The sequence below is a fragment of the Micromonospora sp. NPDC049171 genome, from assembly GCF_040648275.1.
Taxonomy (GTDB): Bacteria; Actinomycetota; Actinomycetes; order Mycobacteriales; family Micromonosporaceae; genus Micromonospora.
Genome location: NZ_JBEZDJ010000012.1, coordinates 95,489 through 118,021, shown reverse-complemented (window position 1 = coordinate 118,021; position 22,533 = coordinate 95,489). Strand labels below are relative to the sequence as shown.

The 22,533-nt window shown below is 63.7% G+C and carries 15 protein-coding genes and 1 pseudogene; 11 read left to right on the top strand and 5 right to left on the bottom strand.

The genetic code is table 11. From position 1 onward, the window contains the following. The first annotated feature begins 117 nt into the window (after window positions 1-117). From AB0B14_RS17135 to AB0B14_RS17120, 4 genes are all read left to right on the top strand, one after another. A complete protein-coding gene (locus AB0B14_RS17135) occupies window positions 118-1,230 on the top strand; it encodes an RICIN domain-containing protein (RefSeq protein ID WP_357522953.1) in 1,113 nt (370 codons plus the stop codon). Beyond that, window positions 1,227-2,465 carry a cellulose binding domain-containing protein gene (locus tag AB0B14_RS17130; protein ID WP_357522952.1) on the top strand — a complete coding sequence of 413 codons (1,239 nt, stop codon included), beginning with the start codon at window positions 1,227-1,229 and terminating at the stop codon, window positions 2,463-2,465. The genes AB0B14_RS17135 and AB0B14_RS17130 overlap by 4 nt, the downstream gene beginning before the upstream one ends. 236 nt (window positions 2,466-2,701) lie before the next feature. Further along, window positions 2,702-3,040, top strand: coding sequence for a type II toxin-antitoxin system RelE/ParE family toxin (locus AB0B14_RS17125; RefSeq protein WP_357071940.1), 339 nt, complete (start codon window positions 2,702-2,704; stop codon window positions 3,038-3,040). After that, the gene (locus AB0B14_RS17120; protein WP_357071943.1) at window positions 3,037-3,336 is read left to right on the top strand and encodes a helix-turn-helix transcriptional regulator; all 300 of its coding nucleotides are present in this window, start codon (window positions 3,037-3,039) and stop codon (window positions 3,334-3,336) included. Before AB0B14_RS17125 ends, AB0B14_RS17120 begins: the two co-directional genes overlap by 4 nt. A gap of 10 nt (window positions 3,337-3,346) precedes the next feature. On the opposite strand, the pseudogene AB0B14_RS17115 reads toward AB0B14_RS17120, so the two are convergent. After that, a pseudogene (locus AB0B14_RS17115) lies at window positions 3,347-3,757 on the bottom strand (DUF3427 domain-containing protein); the annotation flags it as partial. A gap of 118 nt (window positions 3,758-3,875) precedes the next feature. Here AB0B14_RS17115 and AB0B14_RS17110 point away from each other — a divergent pair. Next, entirely contained in the window at window positions 3,876-5,231 is a 1,356-nt protein-coding gene (locus AB0B14_RS17110) for a hypothetical protein (protein ID WP_357522951.1), read from the top strand. Window positions 5,232-5,632: 401 nt separating this feature from the next. Then, entirely contained in the window at window positions 5,633-7,732 is a 2,100-nt protein-coding gene (locus AB0B14_RS17105; protein WP_357071949.1) for an MMPL family transporter, read from the top strand. Here AB0B14_RS17105 and AB0B14_RS17100 read toward each other — a convergent pair. Then, on the bottom strand, window positions 7,729-8,031 hold the full coding sequence (locus AB0B14_RS17100; protein WP_357522950.1) for a hypothetical protein: 303 nt from the start codon (window positions 8,029-8,031) through the stop codon (window positions 7,729-7,731). The two genes, AB0B14_RS17105 and AB0B14_RS17100, sit on opposite strands and share 4 nt — an antisense overlap. Window positions 8,032-8,196: 165 nt before the next feature. Here AB0B14_RS17100 and AB0B14_RS17095 point away from each other — a divergent pair, with 165 nt between their 5' ends. Continuing rightward, window positions 8,197-8,943: an LPXTG cell wall anchor domain-containing protein gene (locus tag AB0B14_RS17095; RefSeq protein ID WP_357522949.1), complete on the top strand. Its 747-nt coding sequence runs from the start codon at window positions 8,197-8,199 to the stop codon at window positions 8,941-8,943. Window positions 8,944-9,007: 64 nt separating this feature from the next. On the opposite strand, the gene AB0B14_RS17090 is transcribed toward AB0B14_RS17095, so the two are convergent. Beyond that, window positions 9,008-12,094 carry a DUF3427 domain-containing protein gene (locus AB0B14_RS17090; RefSeq protein ID WP_357522948.1) on the bottom strand — a complete coding sequence of 1,029 codons (3,087 nt, stop codon included), beginning with the start codon at window positions 12,092-12,094 and terminating at the stop codon, window positions 9,008-9,010. A gap of 761 nt (window positions 12,095-12,855) precedes the next feature. On the opposite strand from AB0B14_RS17090, the gene AB0B14_RS17085 reads away from it, so the two are divergent. The 4 genes from AB0B14_RS17085 (at window position 12,856) to AB0B14_RS17070 (ending at window position 19,080) form a co-directional block, all read left to right on the top strand. Continuing rightward, window positions 12,856-13,800 carry a DNA adenine methylase gene (locus AB0B14_RS17085; protein WP_357522947.1) on the top strand — a complete coding sequence of 315 codons (945 nt, stop codon included), beginning with the start codon at window positions 12,856-12,858 and terminating at the stop codon, window positions 13,798-13,800. 82 nt (window positions 13,801-13,882) lie between these two features. Beyond that, a complete protein-coding gene (locus AB0B14_RS17080) occupies window positions 13,883-15,985 on the top strand; it encodes a DUF87 domain-containing protein (RefSeq protein WP_357522946.1) in 2,103 nt (700 codons plus the stop codon). Between the two features lie 161 nt (window positions 15,986-16,146). After that, window positions 16,147-17,436, top strand: coding sequence for a hypothetical protein (locus AB0B14_RS17075; RefSeq protein ID WP_357522945.1), 1,290 nt, complete (start codon window positions 16,147-16,149; stop codon window positions 17,434-17,436). 93 nt (window positions 17,437-17,529) lie between these two features. Continuing rightward, entirely contained in the window at window positions 17,530-19,080 is a 1,551-nt protein-coding gene (locus AB0B14_RS17070; RefSeq protein WP_357522944.1) for an AAA family ATPase, read from the top strand. A 1,286-nt stretch (window positions 19,081-20,366) separates the two neighbouring features. On the opposite strand, the gene AB0B14_RS17065 is transcribed toward AB0B14_RS17070, so the two are convergent. Beyond that, window positions 20,367-20,939: a GNAT family N-acetyltransferase gene (locus AB0B14_RS17065; RefSeq protein ID WP_357522943.1), complete on the bottom strand. Its 573-nt coding sequence runs from the start codon at window positions 20,937-20,939 to the stop codon at window positions 20,367-20,369. Next, window positions 20,936-22,309: a hypothetical protein gene (locus AB0B14_RS17060; protein ID WP_357522942.1), complete on the bottom strand. Its 1,374-nt coding sequence runs from the start codon at window positions 22,307-22,309 to the stop codon at window positions 20,936-20,938. Before AB0B14_RS17060 ends, AB0B14_RS17065 begins: the two co-directional genes overlap by 4 nt. Window positions 22,310-22,533 lie beyond the last annotated feature (224 nt).

The following is a 22,533-nucleotide window of genomic DNA, read 5'->3' as shown; positions in this document are numbered from 1 at the left end:
CAGCCGGCGGCTGCTCGGTCCGGCCGGCCCCGCTCCCAGAGGTTGCCGGCTGCCCGTGGCGGCCCTCCCGGTCGGCCCATGCCCTCGGCCAGCTCGACCAATCCAGGGGAGAAAGCTATGCGAACGAGGGCACGATGGCTCGCGACGCTCGCCGCGCTCGGTGTCGTGGTCGCCGGAGTGGTGACACCCACCGGGCCGGCCAACGCGGAATCCAACGGCGGGGTGCGGGTGATGCCGCTCGGCGACTCCATCACCGAGGGCACCCAGGTGCCCGGCGGGTACCGCATCGGGTTGTGGCAGCGCCTCGCCACCAACCGGTACACAGTGGACTTCGTCGGGTCGCAGTTCAACGGGCCGGCCAGCCTCGGTGACCACGACCACCAGGGGCACCCCGGCTGGCGCATCGACCAGATCGACGCGAACATCGTCAACTGGCTGAACACCCAACGACCGCAGACCGTCCTGCTGCACATCGGCACCAACGACATCCTGCAGAACTACAACGTGAGCACCGCCCCGAACCGGCTCTCCACCCTGATCGACAAGATCACCACCACCGTGCCCACCGCTGAGGTGTTCGTGGCGCAGCTCATTCCGCTGTCGAACAGCGGCCAGGAGGCGGCCAACCGCACCTTCAACGCGGCGATCCCCGGCATCGTGCAGAGCAAGGTGAACGCCGGCAAGCGGGTGCACCTGGTCGACATGCACAGCGCTCTCACCACCGCCGACCTGATCGACGGCGTCCACCCCACCGCCGGCGGCTACGACAAGATGGCCGCCCGCTGGTACAGCGCGTTGCAGTCGGTGCCCGGAAGCATCGGCAACCCGGGCAGCGGCGGCGGACAGACCACCACGATCGTCGGCACCCGGTCCGGCAGGTGCGTCGACGTCCCCGGCTACTCCACCACCAACAGCACCCAGCTGAACCTGTGGGACTGCCACGGCGGCACGAACCAGCAGTGGACGTACACGTCCAGCAAGGCGCTGACCGTCTACGGCAACAAGTGCCTCGACGCCGCCGGCAACAGCACCGCACCGGGCACCCAGGTCACCATCTACGACTGCCACGGCGGGACGAACCAGCAGTGGAACGTCAACGCGAACGGCACCATCACCGGCGTACAGTCCGGCCTCTGCCTGGACCCGTACAACCAGGGCACCGCCAACGGCACGAAGCTCGTCCTCTGGACCTGCACCGGCCAGGCCAACCAGCAGTGGATCCGCAGATGAGGCAGCCCACACGATGGCTGACGGCCGCGCTCGCGGTGGTCCTCGGCCTGGCGCTGGCCACAACGACCCGGGAGGCCGCCGCCGCCGACAGCCCGTACCAACGGGGTCCGGATCCGACCGCGGCCAGCGTCGCCGCCACCCGCGGCCCCTTCGCCACGGCGCAGGCGACAGTGCCCGCGGGCAACGGCTTCAACGGCGGGTACGTCTACTACCCGACCGACACCAGCCAGGGCACCTGGGGTGCGGTCGCGATCGTTCCCGGCTATTCCGCCCTGTTCGCCAACGAGGAAGCCTGGATGGGCCCCTGGCTGGCGTCCTTCGGGTTCGTGGTGATCGGCATCGAGACCAACAGTCGCACCGACGGCGCCGACGCCCGCGCCACCCAACTGCTCGCCGCACTTGACTACCTCACCCGAACCAGCCCGCTGCGCAACCGGGTCGACGCCAACCGACTGGGCGTCATGGGCCACTCGGCGGGCGGCGCCGGAACCCTCCTCGCCGCCCTCCGGCGGCCGACCCTGAAGGCGGCGGTCGGCCTCGCACCCGGTACGCCCGGCAACAACCTGAACATGTCCACCACCCAGGTCCCCACCATGCTGCTGTCCGGGCAGAACGACGGCACCGTCACGCCCTCCTACGTGCAGGGCATCTACAACACCCTGCCCGCCGGGGTGGAACATGCCTGGGCGGAACTGGCCGGCAACGACCACCTCTCGTTCACCAGGCCGAACCCCACCGAGATGCGACTCCTGATCCCCTGGCTCAAGACCTTCCTGGACAACGACACCCGCTACACCCAGTTCCTCTGCCCACTGGCGGACAGCACCGGCGTTTCGCGGTACAACGCCACCTGCCCCCTGGTGCCGCCGGACGGCCCGCCGGCACCACCCACGTCCGCCCCACCAACCACGGGTACGCCCACCACGCCACCACCCTCCGGCCCCACCTGCACCGCGACCTACCGCACCGTCAACGCGTGGTCCGGCGGCTTCCAGGGCGAAGTCACCGTGACCGCCGGCACCGCCGCCATCAACGGCTGGACCGTCAGGTGGGAACTGAACAACGGCCAGCGCATCGACCAGGTCTGGAGCGGCACTCTGAGCACCAGCGGGTCAACCGCGACGGTCCGCAACGTCTCCTACAACGGCTCGCTCGCCGCCGGTGCCACGACAAGCTTCGGCTTCCTCGCCTCGGGTACGCCAGCCACCACCTCACCGACCTGCGTCAGCCCCTGACCAGCCATAGGCCGTGAACCTGCGGCCTGGAACGGGAGCCACCAGTTGACCGCCGCGCACCTCGACCCAGCGTCGAGGTGCGCGGCGCGACGACGTATTCCTCCAGGCGCCGTCGCCAAGAGGGGCCCTGGCGTCTCGGCGAGAGGTCGACGCCAAGCCGATTGGCGACACGCGTCCAGAAGAAGCTCTCGGACATACGCGCAACCCATAGCATCGATGCTATGGGTTGGGGTAGCGTGGAGCTGGAACCAGAGGTTCGAGACTGGCTGGAGGAATTGCCAACGGCCGACTTCGCCAGAGCGGCGTTCTACATCGATCTCCTGGCAGGCCGAGGTGTGCAGCTCGGGGAGCCGCACACCAGACAACTCGACGGCAAGCTGCGAGAGCTGCGGTTTTATTTAGAGCGCGATGCCGTGCGCGTGACGTACTGGATAGCCTCCGATCGGAGGATCATCCTGCTCACGGTGTTCCGGAAAACGCGGATGCGGGAGGACCGGGAAGTCGAACGCGCTCGACGCGCGTTCGAGCGGTGCGTGGCAGAGCGGCACATCGTGAACGAGGGGGCAGAGCGATGAATGATCGCCTGGATTGGAATGACCTGCGTGAGCGCCGCATGGCGGAGCCGGGGGCGGCCGAAACCTACGAGGCCACCCGGATCGCCTTCGAGCTTGGTGAAGAGGTGCGCCACCTGCGGGAGGGGCATGGTTGGAGCCAAAGCCAGTTGGCGCGAGCCGCCGGCATGACCCAGTCCGCGGTGGCCCGCTTCGAGGCAGGTGGCACCGTGCCGACTCTGCCGGTCCTGGAACGCCTCGCGCGCGCCCTGGACAGGAGGCTCGACGTCAGGTTCACGCCGAACGCGGACGCCGCCTGACCGGGCAGGGTTAAGCGGCAATCGTCCGCGCGGTGGCGTACACGTCGGCGGGCAGGGCGTGGTCGAGCTGCCAGAGGACGCGCATGGGCCGGTCGCCGGTGTGCGACTCGTACGTCATGGTGCCGGCATAGAGGTAGGGCGGTGCGCCGAGGTCCCGGTCGGCGATGCGGGTCTCCCGGACGAACAGGTGCACTGCCGAACCGCCCGTTCTGTAACGCTGCCCCGTCGCCGACGCCGCCGAGGTGGTGCTCTGCGACTCCCACTGGAACAGGCTGTCGGTGATGGGCCGGTCGGCGTACATCGTGGTGGGGGAGTAGTGCGCCGCCGACTTGACCAGGGTCACGAAGAACAGGTCGGCCTGGGCGTCGGGCAGCCACTTCACCCCCTCGCGCAGCGAGCCCGGGTTGGTCATCCCGTCTGCCCACCGTGGACGGCTGCGGTAGGGCGGGCCGAGCGGTGCGGGACAGTGCCAGCAGGGAGCCCGGTACTAAGATCTCGCCTTGCCGTCAGCATGCGGCTGGCCGACACGGGGAGGTGTCATGCGGCGTCGCCAACTGCTGGCGTCCGGGGTGTTCGCGGCGATCGGGCTCAGCGCTGGGGAGCTGTTGAGAGCTGCCCCGGCCGCCGCCGAGCCGGCCGTGCTGAAGAGCGTCGGCGTCCAGCTGCCGGTGGACGACCTGCGGGCGATCGAGCTCGACGAAGCGCGCGGCCGCCTATACATCGCACAGGGGGTTGGTGGCGCACTGCCGCTGGTGGTGACCGATCTCGACGGCCGCCTGCTGTCCCGGGTCACCGCGGTCGCTGACATTTCCGACCTCGTCCTCAGTGCCGACGGACGCTTCCTGTACGCGGCCCAGGGCTTCAACCGGATCATCGCGTTGGATGCCGCCACGCTCACCATCATCGCCAGCTATCCCGCACCCGTCGGCGCCCACCTGTATACGGTCGAACCGACTGGCGAGAAGGTCGTCGGCGGGTTCATCGACGCCGGTATCGGCTCCGGCGGTCTGCTGGTCTGGTCCGCGCCCGGAACCTCGCCAGTGGTTTACACCGCGGGTCCCAACTACCATCCGATCATCGACGCCAGCCCCGGCGCGCCCGGTCTCCTCGTCGCCGGCGACACCGGGTACTCGCCCGTCACCACGTATGTCATCGATGTCTCCGGTGACAGCCCGACGATCGTCGCACAGCGGGACTACACCGGCAGCAACCTCATCGACTACGCCGTGAGCCCGGACGGCACCGAAGTGGTGGAGACGGTGGGCAGCCCGTACGAGCACCACTCGTACCGGCTGCCGGATCTCGCCGACGCCAACGTCTATCCGAGCGGCGTCTATCCGCAGGACGCCGCCTGGTCCGGGGACGGCTCGACCGTCGCCATCGGCCGCGCCCTGACCGCCTCCGGTGCCGCCGATGTCTACCTCTACGCCAAGGGCAGCACGGTCCCGACGTACGCCGTCGACTTCCGCAGCGACGACAGCCTCTGGGCGGGCACGCTGCTGGTGAACCGGGACGGCACCCGGGCCTGGGCGGTCACCTCGACCGATCCCTACCAGGAAACTCAGCTGCTGCACTCCTTCGGGCCGGCGCACCCGCCGACGCCGCCGGTCACCGACCTGGCCGTCACCGCCCAGCTCGGGGGCGGCAAGGACAAGCAGACCGCGCAGCTCACCGTGACGTGGAGTTCGCCCATCGGTGACGACAACTACTGGTGGATCACCGCGTCGACCAACGGCGGGGCCGAGCGGGAGTTCTGGCGCGGCAAGCTGGACGCCACCGGCAGATACACCCTCACCTACTCGCTGCCGCGCGGCACCACCATCTTCACGGTCCGGTACCGCGACTACTACCAGTTCTACCCGGACGGCTACGCTACCGCGACGCTGCAACGATGAGCGCGCCGGCGACAGCGCGGGCCAGCTCGGCCGCCGGCCCTGGCCAGTAGGGCAACTCCGGCCCCGGAATTCCCTCGCGGCTACGCCCTGCTGTCGCAGACCGGCACTCTTCAGGCCAGCCAGCCGCACTCGCGGCCCAGACGTAGCTGCCTGGGCTGCCGAACCTCGTGTTGTCCCGACATGTCGCACCCCGACATCTGAAACTCCCGCCACCCTCGACGGCCAAGTATCCGGAAAGGTTTGGCGGGCGACTGTAGTCTGCACAGCGGGTAGCGAAGACCACCGAAGAGTGATGGGGCGCGCGCCCTGGGCGCTCCAGGCCAGACGACTGTGGTGTCGAACGCACGGGGGGAACCATGTTCGAGCGGCTGGGCAGATTCGTTGTGGGCAGGGCGTGGTGGGTGATTGCCGGGTGGGTGGTGGTGGCGGCAGCCATCATCCTCACCACACCATCGCTCAGCGACATCACCTCAGCGGATCAGGAAAGCTTCCTGCCCCGCTCGTACGAGTCCGTGCAGGCCACCGAACTCGGGCAGAAGGCGTTTCCACAGCAGGCCACCGCGACCGCGGTCATCGTGGTCAAGCGCGCCGACGGGCAGAAGCTGACGCCGGCGGACGAGTCGACGGTGGGCAAGCTCGCCCAGGCGCTCAAGGCCAAGAACATCCCGCACACGTCCGGCTACCAGACCGGTCCGCCAGCAGTGGCACCGGACAGGTCGGTGCAGATCGTCAACGTCGGGCTCGACGCCCCCACCCCCGACGACCCGACGCTGCTCGACGCCGTCCGCGATCTGCGAGCGGACATCGGCCCGGAGTTGGCGAACAGTGGACTGACCGCGGGCGTGGCCGGCGACGTGGCGAGCTTCGTCGACAACGAGGACACCTTCAACAACGCCTTCGCCGTGGTCGGCATCGCGACGATCATCCTGATCATCGGACTGATCCTGATCATCTTCCGCAGCCCCATCGCCGCGCTGCTGCCCGTGGTGGTCGTCGGCGTCGTCCTGAGCATCACGACGGGCCTCGTCGCCGCCGCCGGCAAGGCATTCGACCTCAGTGTCAGTCAGGACCTCCAGACGATCCTGCTGATCGTGCTGTTCGGCATCGGCACCGACTACATCCTGTTCCTGCTCTTCCGCTACCGGGAACGGCTGCGCGCAGGCGACGACAAGCGCACCGCGATGATCGTCACCGTCCAGCGGGTCGGCGAGGTCATCACCTCGGCCGCCGGAGCGGTAATCGTCGCGTTCCTCGTGCTGCTCCTCGCCTCCCTGGGCTTCTTCGGCTCGCTCGGCCCGGCGCTCGCGATCGCGGTCGGCGTCATGCTCGTCACCTCGCTCACCCTCGTCCCGGCGGTCGTCTCGCTGCTCGGCCGGTACGTCTTCTGGCCGTCGAAGGCCTGGCAGCGTACGCCCAAGGCCACCATCTCGCACCGGCTCGGCAGCACCGTCGGGCGCCGGCCGGCACTCGTCGCGGCGATCTCCGGCATCATCCTGGTCGCGCTCGCCGCAGGCGTGCTGAGCTACAAGGCCGACTACGACTTCAGCGCCGGCTTCCCGCAGGACACCGAGTCGGCGAAGGCCGCGCAGGACCTCCAGCGCGGTTTCGCCGCCGGTGCGCTCGCCCCCACCGAGGTCTACCTGACCACCAGTAACGGGTCACAACTGACCGAGCAGCAGGTCAACGAGTTCGCCGCGGCCATAGCGAAAGCCCCGGGTGTGGGCCAGGCGCAGCCGCCGGAGCGCAGCACCGACCCGAGTGTGGCCCGAGTCAATCTGCTGCTCAACGAGAACCCGGTCGCCAACAAGGCGATCACCCTCGTCCGTGAGGACCTGCGCGATGCCGTGCACGCGTCGGCGCCGCCCGGCACCCGGGCGCTGGTGGGCGGGACCACCGCGATCTTCGCGGACATCAACTCGGCGAACAACCGCGACCTGTCGGTGATCCTGCCGGTCGCAGCCGGCCTGATCGCGCTCATCCTCGCGCTGCTGCTGCGCAGCCTGGTCGCGCCGATCTATCTGGTGATCGCGGTGCTGCTCAACTTCGCCGCCACACTGGGCGCGACCGTCTACCTCTTCCAAGGGCTTCAGGGCGAGCCCGGTGTCACCTTCCAGTTGCCGATCATCCTCTACCTCTTCGTGGTGGCGATCGGGACCGACTACAACATCCTGATGATCGCCCGACTACGCGAGGAAGCGCGGGAGGGCAACGCACCACACGAGGCCGCCGCCATCGGTGTGCAACACGCCGGCCCGACCGTCGCGGCAGCCGGACTGATCCTGGCCGGCACGTTCGCGGTGCTGCTGCTCGCGCCGATCTCCTTCCTTCAGCAGATGGGCTTCGCGGTGGCGATCGGCATCGTGCTGTCGGCGTTCGTCATGTCGATGTTCTTCGTCCCGGCGCTGACCGCGCTGATCGGGCACAAGGCGTGGTGGCCGGGCCACGGGGACGAGCGGCCGGCCGGCGGGCGACACGCCCCCGCCGTCGACCAACCGAGCTAGTCGCGCACCCGCAGCTTGCCGGCCCTGAAGTCCCGCAGCATCCCCTGCTGCGTCGCGCGGTCGACACCTGACGTCACCGCCGCCGCCGCGACGCCGTGCTGCCGGAACCAGCCGGCCATGAACTCCGCGTGCCCGATGCTCACGCAGAACCCGAGCGCCCGCATCCGCCCGACGTCCACCTTGTCGCCGACCGCCCGCAGCACCGACCGCGCCCGAGCGTGGTTGCCGGTGTAGAGGACGTTGAGTTCCGCCAGGTCGTAGCCCTGCCCGCGCTTCCAGGTGACCTGCGACAGGTCCACCTGGGTTCGCTGCCTCCATTGATGAGACGGTGGCGTTCAACGGCGACTGCTGGACGGGCGGGGTGCCGGTGACCTACCCGACTCCGCTGATCCGTGGGGCATCGCTCTCCGCCGGCTGACTGTAATATCGCCATGCTTTGATCAACAACGGGGAGGAAGATCCACATGCGACGGAAGTTCACGGCCGGTGCTCTCATAGCGCTGGCTTTTCTGGTTCCGGCGGCACCGGCGATGGCGCAAACCAAGGCGCCCGGCCTGAACGCGGCCTGCCAAACGGTCGAGCGCAAGGTGTACAAGGACATTCGTGAGCTTGTCACCATCGACCTGGACACCGCCACGAATCAGCAGCTGCGGATATTGACCGCCCAGATCCTGGCCGCGACCGACTCGTTGCCCGTCCTGCCCGACAGGATCCAGGAGCGGTTGCGGGGCACGCCGGATGAGCTCCGCGCGTTCCTCAAGAAGGATCTGCAGAACGTCTGGCTGATTGCTCTGCGGATCTCGGTGGGCCAGACGATGACGGGCGCTGGTCCCAACGTGAAGAAGGCCGCACAGGACGTGCTCGACGAGGAAGCCGTCGATGCCTACCTGGCTTACCTGAACGACGGCCTGTACGCCGCGCGTGTGGAGGACTGCAAGTCTCAGCCGACGGCGACCCCGACGTCTCGACCCACCGCGACGCCGACGGCCACGCCGAGCGCTTCGCCGAGCGTCTCGCCCAGCGCCACGACGACCGTCGTACCGACCCCTGCCTCTTCCACCACCCCCGCGGGCGCGGGCGGCGGCGACGGCGGGCTGCCGGTGACCGGTGCCCAAACCGCGACCATGGCCGGCATCGGCGCTGCGCTTCTGCTCATCGGCGGCGCGGTCTACGTGATCGGACGCCGACGCCGGGCACGCTTCGTCGCATAGCTCATTCGACGCGCCCGGCCCGATGCTTCGTCGGGCCGGGCGCGTTCAGCGTGGCGGGCATGACTCAGGCGGCGATCGTCCGCGCGGTGGCGTACACGTCGGCGGGTAGGGCGTGGTGGAGCTGCCACAGGATGCGCATGGGACGGTCGCCGGTGTGCGACTCGTACGTCATGGTGCCGGCGTAGAGATACGGCGGCGCCCCCAAATCGCGGTCGGCGATCCGGGTCTCCCGGACGAAGAGGTGCACCGACGAGCCGCCCGACGTGTAGCGCTGCCCGGTCGCCGACGACGCCGAGGTGGTGCTCTGCGACTCCCACTGGAACAGGGTTTCGGTGATGGCCCGGTCGGCGTACATCGTGGTGGGGGAGTAGTGCGCCTCCGACTTGACCAGGGTGACGAAGAACAGGTCAGCACCCGCGTCGGGCAGCCACTTCACCCCCTCCCGCAGCGAGCCCGGGTTGGTCATCCCGAAGGCGGCACACGCCTCGTTGCGGCTGTACCGGGCGTGCACCCGCAACGGCACCGCACCCGGGGCGGTGGTCGGCGTGACCCGGTGGATGCGGTCCCGCAGTACCTCGGCGACCTGCCGCAGCTCGGTGCAGCGCGCCGGCTCCTTCCACAGTCGGGTGAGCCGATCGACGCGGGTGGCCAGGGGTGCGTTCGGCCCCCAGAGGCTGAAGTGCAGCATGTCCAGCAGGCGACTGTTGCCCGCGTACACCTGCTGACCTGGCGCGGGCGGTCCGGCCGCGACCTGGGTCAGTAGCTCCAGCCGGTCGGTGTCGTCGGTGTGCAGCATGCGACCGATGGCCCGGCCCAGCTCCCGGTCATCCTGGCCGGGTGTGGAAGTTTCGATGCCGGCGAGTCGCCGCAGCCCGGTCCAGCCACCGATGCTTGCCGACCGGTAGACGTCCTCGATCTCCAGGCCGGTCTCGTGCAGGAACGTCGCCAGGCTGACGTCACCGAGGTGCCGCAGCTCAGACAGCAGGCCGGCCTTCGAGGTGGGCAGCGCGCTCTTCAGGTTGTCGAGCACCACCTCCTTCGCCACCCGGTCCAACTCGACGTGGCAACCGCTCGGCAGGCTCGGGAAGTCGTCGCGAACCGCCTCGATGATCGCCCGCCGACTCACCCCGGTCAGGGCACGCCAGCGCAGGTCGAACCGGAAGTTGGCGTGCTGCCCGCCGATGAAGTCGAGCACTGTCAGGCAGGGCTTGTTGTCGTCCAGGCGCAGGCCACGGCCGAGCTGTTGCAGGAAGATCGTGGCGCTCTCGGTGGGCCGCAGCATCAGGATCGTGTCGACCATCGGCAGGTCGACGCCCTCGTTGAACAGGTCCACCGTGAAGAGCACCCGCAGCTTGCCGGCCCTGAAGTCCCGCAGCATCCCCTGCTGCGCCGCCCGGTCGACACCTGACGTCACCGCCGCCGCCGCGACGCCGTGCTGCCGGAACCAGCCGGCCATGAACTCCGCGTGCCCGATGCTCACGCAGAACCCGAGCGCCCGCATCCGCCCGACGTCCACCTTGTCGCCGACCGCACGCAGCACCGACCGCGCCCGAGCGTGGTTGCCGGTGTAGAGGACGTTGAGTTCGGACAGGTCGTAGCCCTGCCCGCGCTTCCAGGTGACCTGCGACAGGTCCACGTCGTCGTGCAGCCCGAAATACTGGAACGGCGCCAGCAACTGTCGCTCCAACGCCTCCCACAGGTGCAGCTCAACGGCCGCGCGGCCGTCGAACCACCGGCGCACGTCGCCGCCGTCGGCCCGGTCGGGGGTCGCCGTCAGCCCCAGGAGTACGCGGGGACGCAGCCGCTCCAACAGCCGCGCGTACGTCGGTGCCTCCGCGTGGTGGAACTCGTCGACGATCACCATGTCGTACGCCTCGGGGTCCACCTCCCGGCGGTGCAGCGACTGGATGGAGGCGAAGACGTGCTTCCAGCCGTTCGGCCGCTCGCCCGCGACAAGCATCTCGCCGAAGCTGCCGTCCCCCATCACCTGCCGAAACGTCGACAGGCTCTGCCGCAGGATCTGCTCCTGGTGAGCGACGAAGAGCAGTGAATCCACCCTGTCGTTGCGATGCAGCCGGCGGTAGTCGAGGGCGGCGACAACTGTCTTGCCGGTGCCGGTCGCCATCACCACGAGATTGCGCCAACGCCCGTGCACCAGCCGCTCGGCGTCCAGGTCGGCAAGGATCTCGGCCTGATAGGGGTACGGGCGCACGTCCAGGTTCGAGATCTCGGTGGGCGCCTGGTCGCGGCGCTCCCCGCTCAACGCGTGCCGTAGCCGCTCGGCGTCCCGGGTCGCGTCGTACGCCTCGAACGCCGGGTCGTTCCAGTAGTCCTCGAACGTCGCCGTGAACGTGTCGATGACGTGCGGCTGCTCCATGTTCGAGATGCGGACGTTCCACTCCACGCCGTCCACAAGCGCGGTCTTCGACAGATTCGACGAGCCGACGTACGCGGTGGTCGTGCCGTTAGCTCTGCGGAACAGCCACGCCTTGGCGTGCAGGCGGGTGGTCCTCGTTTCGTACGACACCTTGACCTCCGCGCCCAACTCCTTCAGCCGGTCCAGGGCTCGCTGATCGGTTGCGCCGAGGTAGGTGGTGGTGATGACGCGGACCTTGCCACCACGGGCGATCAGCTCGCGGATGGCCGGCTCGACGATGCGCAGGCCGTACCACTTGATGAACGCGCAGAGCAGGTCGACGCTCTCTGCGGAGGCCATCTCGTGGTTGACCTCGTGGCCGATGCGGGGCTGGTGACGGCCGTTGATCAGCAGCGCGCCGGTGGAGAGGGGAGTGGTCGGGCGCTGCGGGAAGGTGGGCTGCGCGGGCGGGGCCGGCGGGGCGGCGATGGCGTGGAGCAGGTGCTTGGTGTCGGTGACCTGGTCCTGTGCTGTCGCTGCCTTTGGGCTTAGGGTGGCGATGGCTTCGGCGATGCGATTCGCCAGGTCGATCTGGTGGTGGAGTTTGTCGTCCCCGCTCGGGACGGCTTGCAGGGCGCGGGCGGCCAGGGTCGCTATGTGGCGGGCGAGGGCGTGGTGGGCGTCGGCGGGATCCAACAGACGGTGCTGAACAAGAGCGGGATCGACTTGTTCGAGCTGTTGCGCGATGTCGTAAGTAACTAGGTGCTCATAAACACCCGGCTGAAGCTCCCACACCCAGGCAACGTACCTGCTCCTATGCTTTAGATCATCTCGTGATGGGCCGAAGCCCCACAACTGTCGGGTCGCCGACAGTGGAGACCTCCGCTGATGCTCGTTCTGCCCGGTCGTGCCGGCTGGGGTTCGCCGTGGAAACGCCCGGCCTGCAGCGACGTCCAACAAGTTGACCAGCAAGCGCCTGCAGGGGCTGGGGGAAGCGTCCCTCGCTTAGCAGATCACCGATGGCATCCGGAGGAACATCATCACCTGTCCGATGCCGGCGCAGGAACGCTTGGGGGTCCCGCCGGCAGGGCCTATGCCGGTATCGTCCCGGGAACGTCTTCTGGGGAGGGATAGAGAGTGCTGGTTGGGAAGGGGCGATCTCGGCGCCCCCAGGGCGGGTGTTGCATGCTTTCTGCAGAGGCTTCGTGGACCCCGCGGGACCGTCAGCCGGAAGAGATCGACGGCCAGACTCAGCGAGATATCCAAAATGCTGAGAACCGAACGGCTTGGCGAATAAAGAGACACTGCCGCGGTGGGCAATCGTCTACGGCGCCGAGGAGTAGGAGGCACACTTTTGCGTAGTTCGCCGGGGCTATTGACCCGTCTACAACTCGACTTCACCGGACGGTAAGATTACAAGACCGTTGCACACGAACAATTCACCCAAATTGCATCACGAGCTCGACGCGTTGGGTGCGAGATGTATCGCCGGAAGGAAATGCATGGGCACCGGAGAACGACCTGCAGCCCGGACTGAACCATGGCCGCCCGCGACAGTGCTCGACAAGCCGGACGCGCATACGGACCCGGCCTTCTTCCGGCAAGCTATTCTGAGTCCTCTCAGGTATCCAGGCGCGAAGCGGCAGCTGGTTCCGATAATCAAGCTACTTATAGGTGAAAACGTGCCGACGCCTCGACTCTTCGTCGAGCCGTTCTGCGGCGGGGCCAGCACTACTCTCCACCTGCTCGGGGCCGGAGTGGTCGATCATGCAATTCTGGCCGACGTGGATCCGCTGGTTTCGGCGTTCTGGAAAACTGCAGCCTTCGACTCCAATTGGATAGTCGACGCGATCGCCGAAGAGCCAGTTACCGTAAGTCGCTGGGATTGGTGGCGGGATACGGATCCCAAAACTACACGAGAGAAAGCACTTAAGTGCATCTTTCTTAACCGAACCACATTTTCGGGGATCTTGCACGGTAGGGCCGGACCGATTGGGGGCCGCGCCCAGAGCTCGCCTTACAAAATCGATTGCAGATTCGGCCTCCCTGGCCTGACTCGTAGAATCAAAGGCGTCGCTGACCTTGCCGCAACAGGACGTCTGATCGACGTTTGGGAAAGTGACTGGCGAGACACGATCTCGCGCATTAAATCTTCTTTCACGGTGCTTTCGAAGCATGAAATCATGATGTACCTCGATCCGCCTTATGTGGATAAAGCCCAGTGGCTATATCAATGGTCATTTGAGAGTGCGCAGCACGGCGACCTAGCCACTATCCTAAAAGATGATTTTCCGTTCCGTTGGATCTTGTCCTACGACGACAACGATCACGTGCGACAGCTTTACAGCAAGGGTTCCGGTTTCGAGAAGTTTTTGCATGTTCCAAATCGTTACACGGCAGCGGGGTCTGAGGTTCGAAACACTAAGTCTGAACTTCTAGTAACCAACCTGCCTCGCGTGCCAGATTCGGAATATTTTCAGATGCTGGCGTTGCCTGAGTGACATTCGAAATCAAATTGGAGTTGAATGCTGGCTCGATTGTCGAAACAGCCTTTCAGTGAAAGCCTAGGAAGGACGGATTCGCATGTTGTCTGGGATAGCTGGGGTTGCTCTCGCGTCAGCCGACCCCCTAACTCATCTTCTCAGCGGGGCCAAGCGCCTTGGCGGCATCTACAAACTAAATTACGAGTCAGCGACTGTAATCACGGACGACTTCGTAAAGCGCGCAGTGGGAGGAGTTCCACGCAACGGCTTCCTGCTCGCAGCCGCAACTGTGCCGACTCAAGAGACAAATGCTCCGCTGGACGAGGATGAGGTCATCCTCCTGCGGGTCCGGGGTACTGCGAACCTGCCGAATGAGAGCGAACTAGCAGCAACGCGTTTAGCAGCGATGCGCGACGCCGACGTGCGAGATAAGCGACCAGACGACGTGCTGGATAACCTGACTTCGAGTCAAATTCAAATGTCGGCGTTCGACTGCGAAGTACTGGGAACATTTTACAGCGATACAGTGGCCCGAAAGCCCTTCGTTCAGTGGGGCGCGGATATTGACAATGTCTACGCTGGAGCGCGATATTTCGTTTATTCGCCATCCCCCGAAGTGCTGTCGTTTATCGCGTCATATCCCGACCGAACTGAACAGGAAGTCGAAGACAAAGTCGATCCAAGCCTTATTGATTTGGGCGTAGTCCGGTTCTCTTCCACCCGCCGCCGCGCGGCAGCAGCAAACATGGGTCAGATTCCAGTTCGTGTTCGAGTGACTGACTTTATTTCCCGTAAAACAGCGGTGCTTGGAATGACGCGAGCAGGTAAGTCGAATACCAATAAGACAATTTGTACAGCCATTTTCGAGCATGCAGCCCGCACCGGTCAGCATGTTGGACAGCTGATATTCGACCCGCAGGGTGAATACGCAAATGTTAATGAGCAGGATAAGACTGGGCTGCGTCTATTGGGTGAAGGATCCGACCTAGTCCACATCTATAAGATGAGGCCCGATCCCGAATCTGGACAAGAATTTCCACTGGCCGTAAGTTTCTTCGATACTGGAGAGTTGCCTACGGTCTGGAGTCTGATACAGGACGGGCTTGCGGACATGAACGCGTCGTATGCTAACGCCTTCAAGACCGCGGCGATTCTCGATCCAGACAGAGCAGATTTCCCGGATGGTCGGGGTGGAGACGGTGAGTATTTTGATACGCTCCGAGATGCGCAGCGAGGAAGGCTGGGATTCTACGCACTTTTGGCAAAAGCTGGCTTCGCGCCGCCACTGAGTGGCTTCTCGACGACATTTGTTATGAGTAGGCCTGTCCGTGAAGCATTGTTGGCTGACTACCCTGGATCCATCCGCTTGATCAATGGACGTAGTGGAACCTGCGCTGTTGACTCTCCGGCCGCGGCCCGGCAGGTCATGAGCTGGCTCTCGAAGCGAATTTCGGAAGTCGTGAATGACCGCATACCGGCTCCGTATTCGATGCTAGACCTTTCTTCTTGGCAAAACTGTGATCCATTCACAGCCGTTTTGGCAGTCTTTGATGCAACGGTTGGATCTGCTGTGCTTAACCGTATTAGAACTCTCGTTGACTTCCATGACTCCCGAAGTAAAGGCGATTTGACCGATCGGGTGTGGGGGGACCTCGTTCAAGGCCGTATGGTGATTATTGACCTTTCCATTGGCTCCGACCAGGTCGTCAAGTTGATATCCGAGCGTCTAGTTTTTAGGTTGATTGAAAAAGCGAATCAGAGGTTTCGGTCAAACCAGAAGAACGTCCCCATCCAGATTGTCGTCGAAGAAGCTCACAATCTCTTCGATCGCGATAAGGTGGGAAAATCCTCCACCCAAAACGATCCATGGGTTAGGCTCGCCAAGGAGGCGGCGAAGTACGGCATGGGCTTGGTTTATGCAACGCAGGAGGTAACCAGCATCGATAAGCGGATTCTTTCCAATACGTCGAACTGGGTTGTCGCACATCTCAACTCAGACAACGAAACCCGAGAGCTCGCCCACTACTACGACTTCGCTGTCTTTGCCAATGATTTAAGGAGGTCAGAGGATCGAGGATATGCCCGCGTCAAGACATTTTCAGGGAAGTACATCGTACCAGTGCAGATAGCGAAATTCGATCATGCCATGATCAATAGAGCGCGTGTTGCTGCCGGCCTGCCCCCCATTGAAGTCTCACGTTAGGCGCCCGGATGCCCTATCCTCAAGAGCGGGCCTCCCGCCTTGGTCATGTGCCCACTGCCCTGAGCCCTGCGATTGTTGAGGCAATGCGACGGTGGGACACGCCGGCGGTAAGCGCGCCCGACGCTTCGGAAGTTACAGGTCGTTGCGTTGCGCTAGAGAGCTTGCCAGAAGAAGAGCGACCAGAGGCAGCGTTCGCTATTGCTTTCGACGGGTCGAGTCAAGAGGTCGAGGCGCGTCCCAGCTATCCCTCGATCCGAGTCGGATTCTTCCAGATCGCTGGCGTTTACGTAGATATTCCCAGATTCCTCGGCGCCGGTGCGGGTGGCCTCCTAGACGTACGCGAGCTGGAGAGAGCCCAGATAACCCAGACCGTTAACAGCGTCCTACCGGGCTCGAACGTCTTTGTTCGAGGAGCCTCGGGACGTGAGAGCTTTCGGGTCGAACTTGCCCGCGCATTCCACGAATCCAACATTACGGACTTCGGCCCATCATTCAATCTAATCGATGCACTGTTGACGATTCATGGCACTCCGGGGTCCCCCGCGACATCCGTCGCTATCAGCAAATGCCCCCTCTGCGGCGCGTCTGGCCCGCCGGACATTATGGTGACGGCGTCCGGTGGAAACTGCGCGGATAAGATGTGTCGCGCCCCGCTATATCCGACAGATGTTCTGCGGATCTACGAAGAGTTTGTTGAAAGTGGAGAAAACGGACTGACTCTCACTCGAGCCATGAACATTGCCGAACGCCTTCTATTGATCTCATATCTCGACGGGTTTCTGAGAACCGGACGCCGTCACCTTTCGAGAGGGGTGTTCATCACCGATGGTCCTTTAGCCGTGTATGGGCCGTTGGCGCCGATGAAGTCGCGGTTTAGAGAGTACTGGGAGCGGCTCTGTCACCAGCTTGAGACGGAAGACCTGGCTCCGCCGCTCTTGGTGGGAATAGAGAAGACTGGTCGCTTCGTTGATCATGCCCACGCCATTCGGGATTTCATTGAACCACGTCATGTTATGATGCTAGACACGCCTTATATCAACACTCACATCACAAATAAAGAACCCACGCATCACTATGGCAAGGACGAGTTCTACGGTCGTCGTTTCATCTATAGAACCTCGACAGGCCAGATTTTGGTTTTGACGGTTCCCCGTGTCCCGGGGGGCCCTCCCTATGAGAAGCCTGTGCCACTAGACGACGGCGTCTTCCAGCTAGCAGAGTCAGAGCGGTTTGAGTCATATCCAACGCTACGGGCGACGCTGGAAGTTTTGGACAGACTCCAGACACGTCTATACCCCGACGCTGTGATTCCGGTTGCGCTAGCACACTCTGCATCGTCACTGCCGCTCGGAACTGGCAGGAGTGTACTCACCTTGCTGGCCCAGCAGGGACTGAATATGCCACAAGACAGCATCAGCCTGAGTAGGTTCAGATACCAGCACCTTAATTAACACCGCAAGTGATATCGCGCACAGCAGCTTAAGATCCCGCTTTGATTTCGCCCACCTGTGGATTTTTCTAGGACCCGTTGACATGGAGCTTGCGTGGAAATCTTGGTGGTTGAGAGAGGTAAAGGGGTCCCGGCTGCGCAGCGATATCCGTTCGCAGTGCTAATCCGCAATAATTGGGATGATGATGGGTTTAAGACCTCCTTTTTCCTGGAGGTTCATACGGTTGATCACCGTACCGTGCAGATTGGCATGGTAAAGATTCTCGAACGCGGGCAGGCTTCTGGGGCCACCAGGGTCCCGACCTACTCCGATGGTGGCTTAGGTTCCGACTATTGCTCACTCGGTCAAGAGTTGACATATTATGAAACATTAAAATCTCTGGGTAGAGAAGTGTATCAGCCGCTTCTGACGGGGCTCCGGGACGTGATCTTTCGTCCAGCGATTAGAGCGACTTTCGCTAATGAGCCCGGGTTTGTTGGTTCGCTGGAGCGTGCGGGGAGTTCGGTCCGCGCGATTGAGGATGCCGCTCAAGTCTTCGATGCGGGAGCGCCTCAAGTCTCGTCCCGTGATGCCCCGCTAATACTGAAGTTTCGATCACGAGTTGGAGGCAGTGAATTCGTTCTTCCGCTCATATTCAATGACTCGCACCACCTGCCCGACCGAATGAACGCGATCATTGGGTATAATGGCACAGGGAAGACTCGACTACTTGCGAATCTGGCAATGGTGGCGCACGCCGATCCGAGCGACCGATCGACCGATCAATGGATCTCCAGTTTCGGTAGATTTGTGGATGACGAAGAAGTTCCCTTCGGATCCGTCATTGCTGTGTCCTATAGCGCCTTCGATACATTCGAAGTTCCGGGCAAGACAGAGGATGACCAGGCCCTCCTCGAGCGGTCTGGGGCTGTCCGGGGCTACGTTTATTGCGGCCTCCGAAGTTTCGCGGCCCAGGAGAGTGTCCATGAAGGTCGGGACCCTCATCGGCTAAAGGGTATTCAGGAAATCTCCGAAGAATTCTTCCGCGCTTTGGAGCGCCTTCGCAACGAGCCGGGACGCAGTCTCATCGATTCAGCACTTGCCCCTATCGCTCAGGAGCCGTCTTTCCAGCGCCTAGGCTTCTTGCCGGAACAGGTGCATGATGAGCGTTTTCGGTATGACGTCTTCCCGGACTTGAGTACCGGACACAAGATCGTCCTGAACATGGTGACGCAGCTATCTGCTCATCTGCAGAAGCGATCGTTAGTTTTAATTGACGAGCCCGAGAGTCATCTTCATCCGCCTCTATTGGCGGCTCTGCTGCGTAGCATCTCGATTCTGCTAAAGCTTAGGGATTCTTTCGCCGTTATTGCGACCCACGCTCCTGTCGTTCTGCAAGAGATCCCTAGGCGCTATGTGCGCGTCCTTCGGCGCTTCGACGATCTTACGCTGGTGGAAGAGCCGGACATCGAGACGTTCGGGGAAAATGTGGGGCTCCTGACTAGGGAAGTGTTTAATCTTGACAGCTCATCTACCGATTACCAGAGCGTATTACGGAAGCTCGCGCGTGAATTCAGCGTCGACGAGGTTGAGGAGCTGTTTGATTTAGGTCTAAGCGTCCAAGCTCGCAGCTTTGTTGCGAGCGTTATAAGGTCGAGGAGGTAACACTTTGTATCGACTGCCTCCTCTTCCGCATGATGATGTCGCAACTTATCGAAGTATCTCGAGCGCTCGAAAATCGATCACGGTGCGTGAGCAATTATTGGCCGCCGCGCCAGAAATTCAGAAGTGTTACCAGAAGTATGTCAGCGAGCGTGGAGTGGGCTCGAGGATTAAGGCTCTCAACGTTTCCCCAGACCTTCGTCGATCCTTGGTGGGAAACTATGATCAGCTCTCCACTGGGCGTTCGCACGGACGCCTCCGAGCTGAGCTCCTTAGTCTTGCTCGGGCGGGCCGGTGTCCGATGTGCGGAAGTGGTCAGGTTGCAACACTAGACCACTTTCTCCCGAAGAGCGTTTTCCCAGAGTTCAGCGTTTCACTTCAAAATCTCGTTCCCGTCTGTTATCGATGTAACCATCTTAAACGCGAGCTCGTAGAGGAAGCGGGCCGGCGATTCCTGCACTCATACTTTGAGAATGTGCCAGGTCAACGCTTGCTGGTGGTGGACCTTCGTGTTACGGAGACGGTGGAAGTTGTTTATCGCGTAGCTACTGCTTCAGCCGTAGATTCGAGGAGCAGGAATTTTTGTTTCCAATTCGAGAAGCTCCGCTTGGCTGAGTATTTCCAGGCCGAAGCGGTTGCCGAACTCTCGGATCGGGCGGAGGCGTTAGGTGGTTACTACGGACCCGAGCGTGACCACCTTGAAGTGCGGCGTTACCTTGCTCGTGAAGAGAAAAGTGTTGCCTCCCGGCATGGACCGAATCATTGGAAGTCCGCGCTTTTCGCTTCCGCGTGCGCTTCCGATGCCTTCTGCGACGGCGGGTTTTACCTACTGGCGTCCGGAGATATGCGTCGTTAGGCTCTAGATTGGTGCGTACGCTTTTAGCTACTTGCCCGGCGTGGCACGCCTCATTGCGAAGTCATCGGACTCGTCTTCGGCGAACCACGAGGCTGGGTCGTCCGGTTCGTGGACACTTTGCGCCGGCGACGGATGGGGCGTGGGCACACGCGTTGGCCCCAGGCGGTGTTTTCGAAGGATCTTGATGTCGGATACCTCGACAAACGCATCCCACTCGACGTCAGACAACTCATAGCGACGACCCACGCCTTACATCATTGCCGTCGGCGGTGACTGGTGGTCGGCCTCGGGTCGATGACCGGCGGGTGCTCAACGGGATCGTGTGGAAGATTCGGGCGGGGCGGCGTGGCGTGATGTGCCCGTCGCTACGAGTCGTGGCAGTCGATCTACACCCGTTTCCCGCATGTGGGCTCTTGCGAAGGTCAACCCGGAGTTACTGCCGCCCAGTACGCGGATTCGGCGCTTCCTTGGCAGGGGCGAGGATCAGGACGTCGAAGACTGGTGCATTCTCCCAGCTCGGCTGCAGCTCGCTGATCTTGTTCCAGCCCCAGGAGCGGTACGCGGTCTGGGCGGCGACATTGTCAGGACGGGCCAAGAGTGTCGTTCGCGGCTCTGCCCGGCTGCCGACTAGCTCATCGTGCAGCGCCCTTGCGATGCCCTGACGCCGCCGAGCGGGATGCACCAGCAGTTCGCTGAGCGCGAAGGTGCGCTTTCCGTCCTCCTCGGTGAACCCGGGTGGCACGGGCTCGTGGATGCCCTCCCACCACCGTGTCTGCGGAGGGAGTGGGAAGCCATAGATGTAGCCGACCAAAGCCCCGTCGACAGTTGCGGTGACCAACTCCCACCCAGTTCGCTGCATGTGGAGGTCGAGTTGCCGCCGGTAACGGTCCTCGCTGTAGAACTCGCCGCCACCCGCGTATACCTGTAGGTAGAGGTCCACAAGCTGGTCCAGGATCCCCCTAGCCTCGTCGGCGTTGTGATGGCGAAGTTGCAAGCCCTCGATCACACGCTCACCGACTGGTCGTAGGCGTCGACGAACTGACGCGTTGTCGCGGTTGCCTGCTGAGGCGCCCCCAGGTTCCGGCGCACCTGTGCAAGATGCCGGCTTACCCGCTTCGAACTGATCTGATTCACCGCAGGCAGGACATCCAGAGCGAGACGCGCCGCCTCGTTGACGTCACTCTGCCGGTATGCCGCCTCGGAGAGCCGCACCGCGTAGTAGACCTGGTTCCGTCGATGGCCAGGTGACGGGTTGTCGGTGATCGTGCGTAACGACTGAACGGCGCGCTCGGGTCGGTCGAGGGCCAGATAGGAGAGCCCTTCGATCCCGATCAACTCTTGGCGATTCACGAAGTGGACGAAGCCCTGGTCATCCTCGTGAGTACCCCGGTCCAACTCCCGGCGCGCCTTGGTCATCTCGCGACTGAAACCACTGGCATCTGCGAGGACGGCGTAAGCGTGCGCCCTGCGCAGGTGCAGCAACGTGGTGAGTCGGGGTGTGGCCCACCCAGCGGACACCCGAAGAGCCGCTTCGGTGCAGTGCAGCGACTCCCCAGGTTGGCTCTCACGGATCAGTAGGGACAGATGCGTGAGGGCGCGAACTTCCACTCGTGGGTCATCCGCGATTCGGGCACGGGCTATTGCCTCATTGAGGTATGGCCTTGCCTCAGACCGGCGTTCGGCGTCGATGGCGAGCCAGGCGGCCTCGATGGAGAGATCGGCCAGGGCGCTTTGGAGCGAGTCGCCGACCTCTCTGCTGTAGCTGGCGCGCGCCGCCCAAGCCGACAGCCTGGTATGCACTTGGATGGCGACGTCGCAGAGCAGGTCGGCTCCGGCTACCGCGTCTGCCCGCCGGAGGTCGTCAACTAGGGAACTGGCGAGTTGTACCTGTTCCATGCCGACCGTCCTGGGCACTTCGGCGGGCGCCGCGAGCAGATATGTGTGACCGCTGGCAGCGAGTCCCGCGAGCGCGGCCAGTACGTTGAATCGTCGGCGTTCCGTAGCGCCACCCCCTTGGCTTGATGCCTCCTCCACGCTAACCGCCACGGCGGCCCGCCTGCCGTGCGCGGTCGGCTGTTCCTCACTATCTGCGCGGTCGGGGCCGTCTGCGATGAGGCTCGCATCCGCCCAGCAATGCTGATCGGGAAGACGAAACCAAAGGTGTCCAGCGGGAATCCCGAGAAGCTGTGCCCAATGCGTCAGTCGGTCCAGGTGCACCAGCGGTGGGCCGTTCTCCACCCGACTTAACTGCGCCTGCGTGATCCCCAACCACCTAGCCACCACGGTCTGCGGCAAGGCGACCCGCCCGTGGTACGGATGGCAGCGGTACGCCCGGATCACCCGCCCCAGATGCCGCTCTGCCAATGCGAGCCGCACCGGCTCGTGCTCCCAGAAGCTCGCCGGCACCGCCGGCGGTGCGCTCAGTCGGTCCCGTTCGGCGGCCTGGCAGGGCGTACACCGTCCGCTGTCGTTGTCCCGGGCCAACCGTCCGCCACATCGGGGGCAGTTCGCGTGGGTCACCGGCGGCTCCGTCCGTCTCGCCTCATCGAGCCTATCCATTGAACACGCTGCGTGTGGAGCTGGTATACGCACGACGCGTA

What these genes read in the sequence shown, in the direction of transcription:
- AB0B14_RS17135 (WP_357522953.1), top strand. Translation starts at nt 118, where the DNA reads ATGCGAACGAGGGCACGATGGCTCGCGACGCTCGCCGCGCTCGGTGTC.
- AB0B14_RS17120 (WP_357071943.1), top strand. Translation starts at nt 3,037, where the DNA reads ATGAATGATCGCCTGGATTGGAATGACCTGCGTGAGCGCCGCATGGCG.
- AB0B14_RS17110 (WP_357522951.1), top strand. Translation starts at nt 3,876, where the DNA reads ATGCGGCGTCGCCAACTGCTGGCGTCCGGGGTGTTCGCGGCGATCGGG.
- AB0B14_RS17130 (WP_357522952.1), top strand. Translation starts at nt 1,227, where the DNA reads ATGAGGCAGCCCACACGATGGCTGACGGCCGCGCTCGCGGTGGTCCTC.
- AB0B14_RS17080 (WP_357522946.1), top strand. Translation starts at nt 13,883, where the DNA reads ATGTTGTCTGGGATAGCTGGGGTTGCTCTCGCGTCAGCCGACCCCCTA.
- AB0B14_RS17095 (WP_357522949.1), top strand. Translation starts at nt 8,197, where the DNA reads ATGCGACGGAAGTTCACGGCCGGTGCTCTCATAGCGCTGGCTTTTCTG.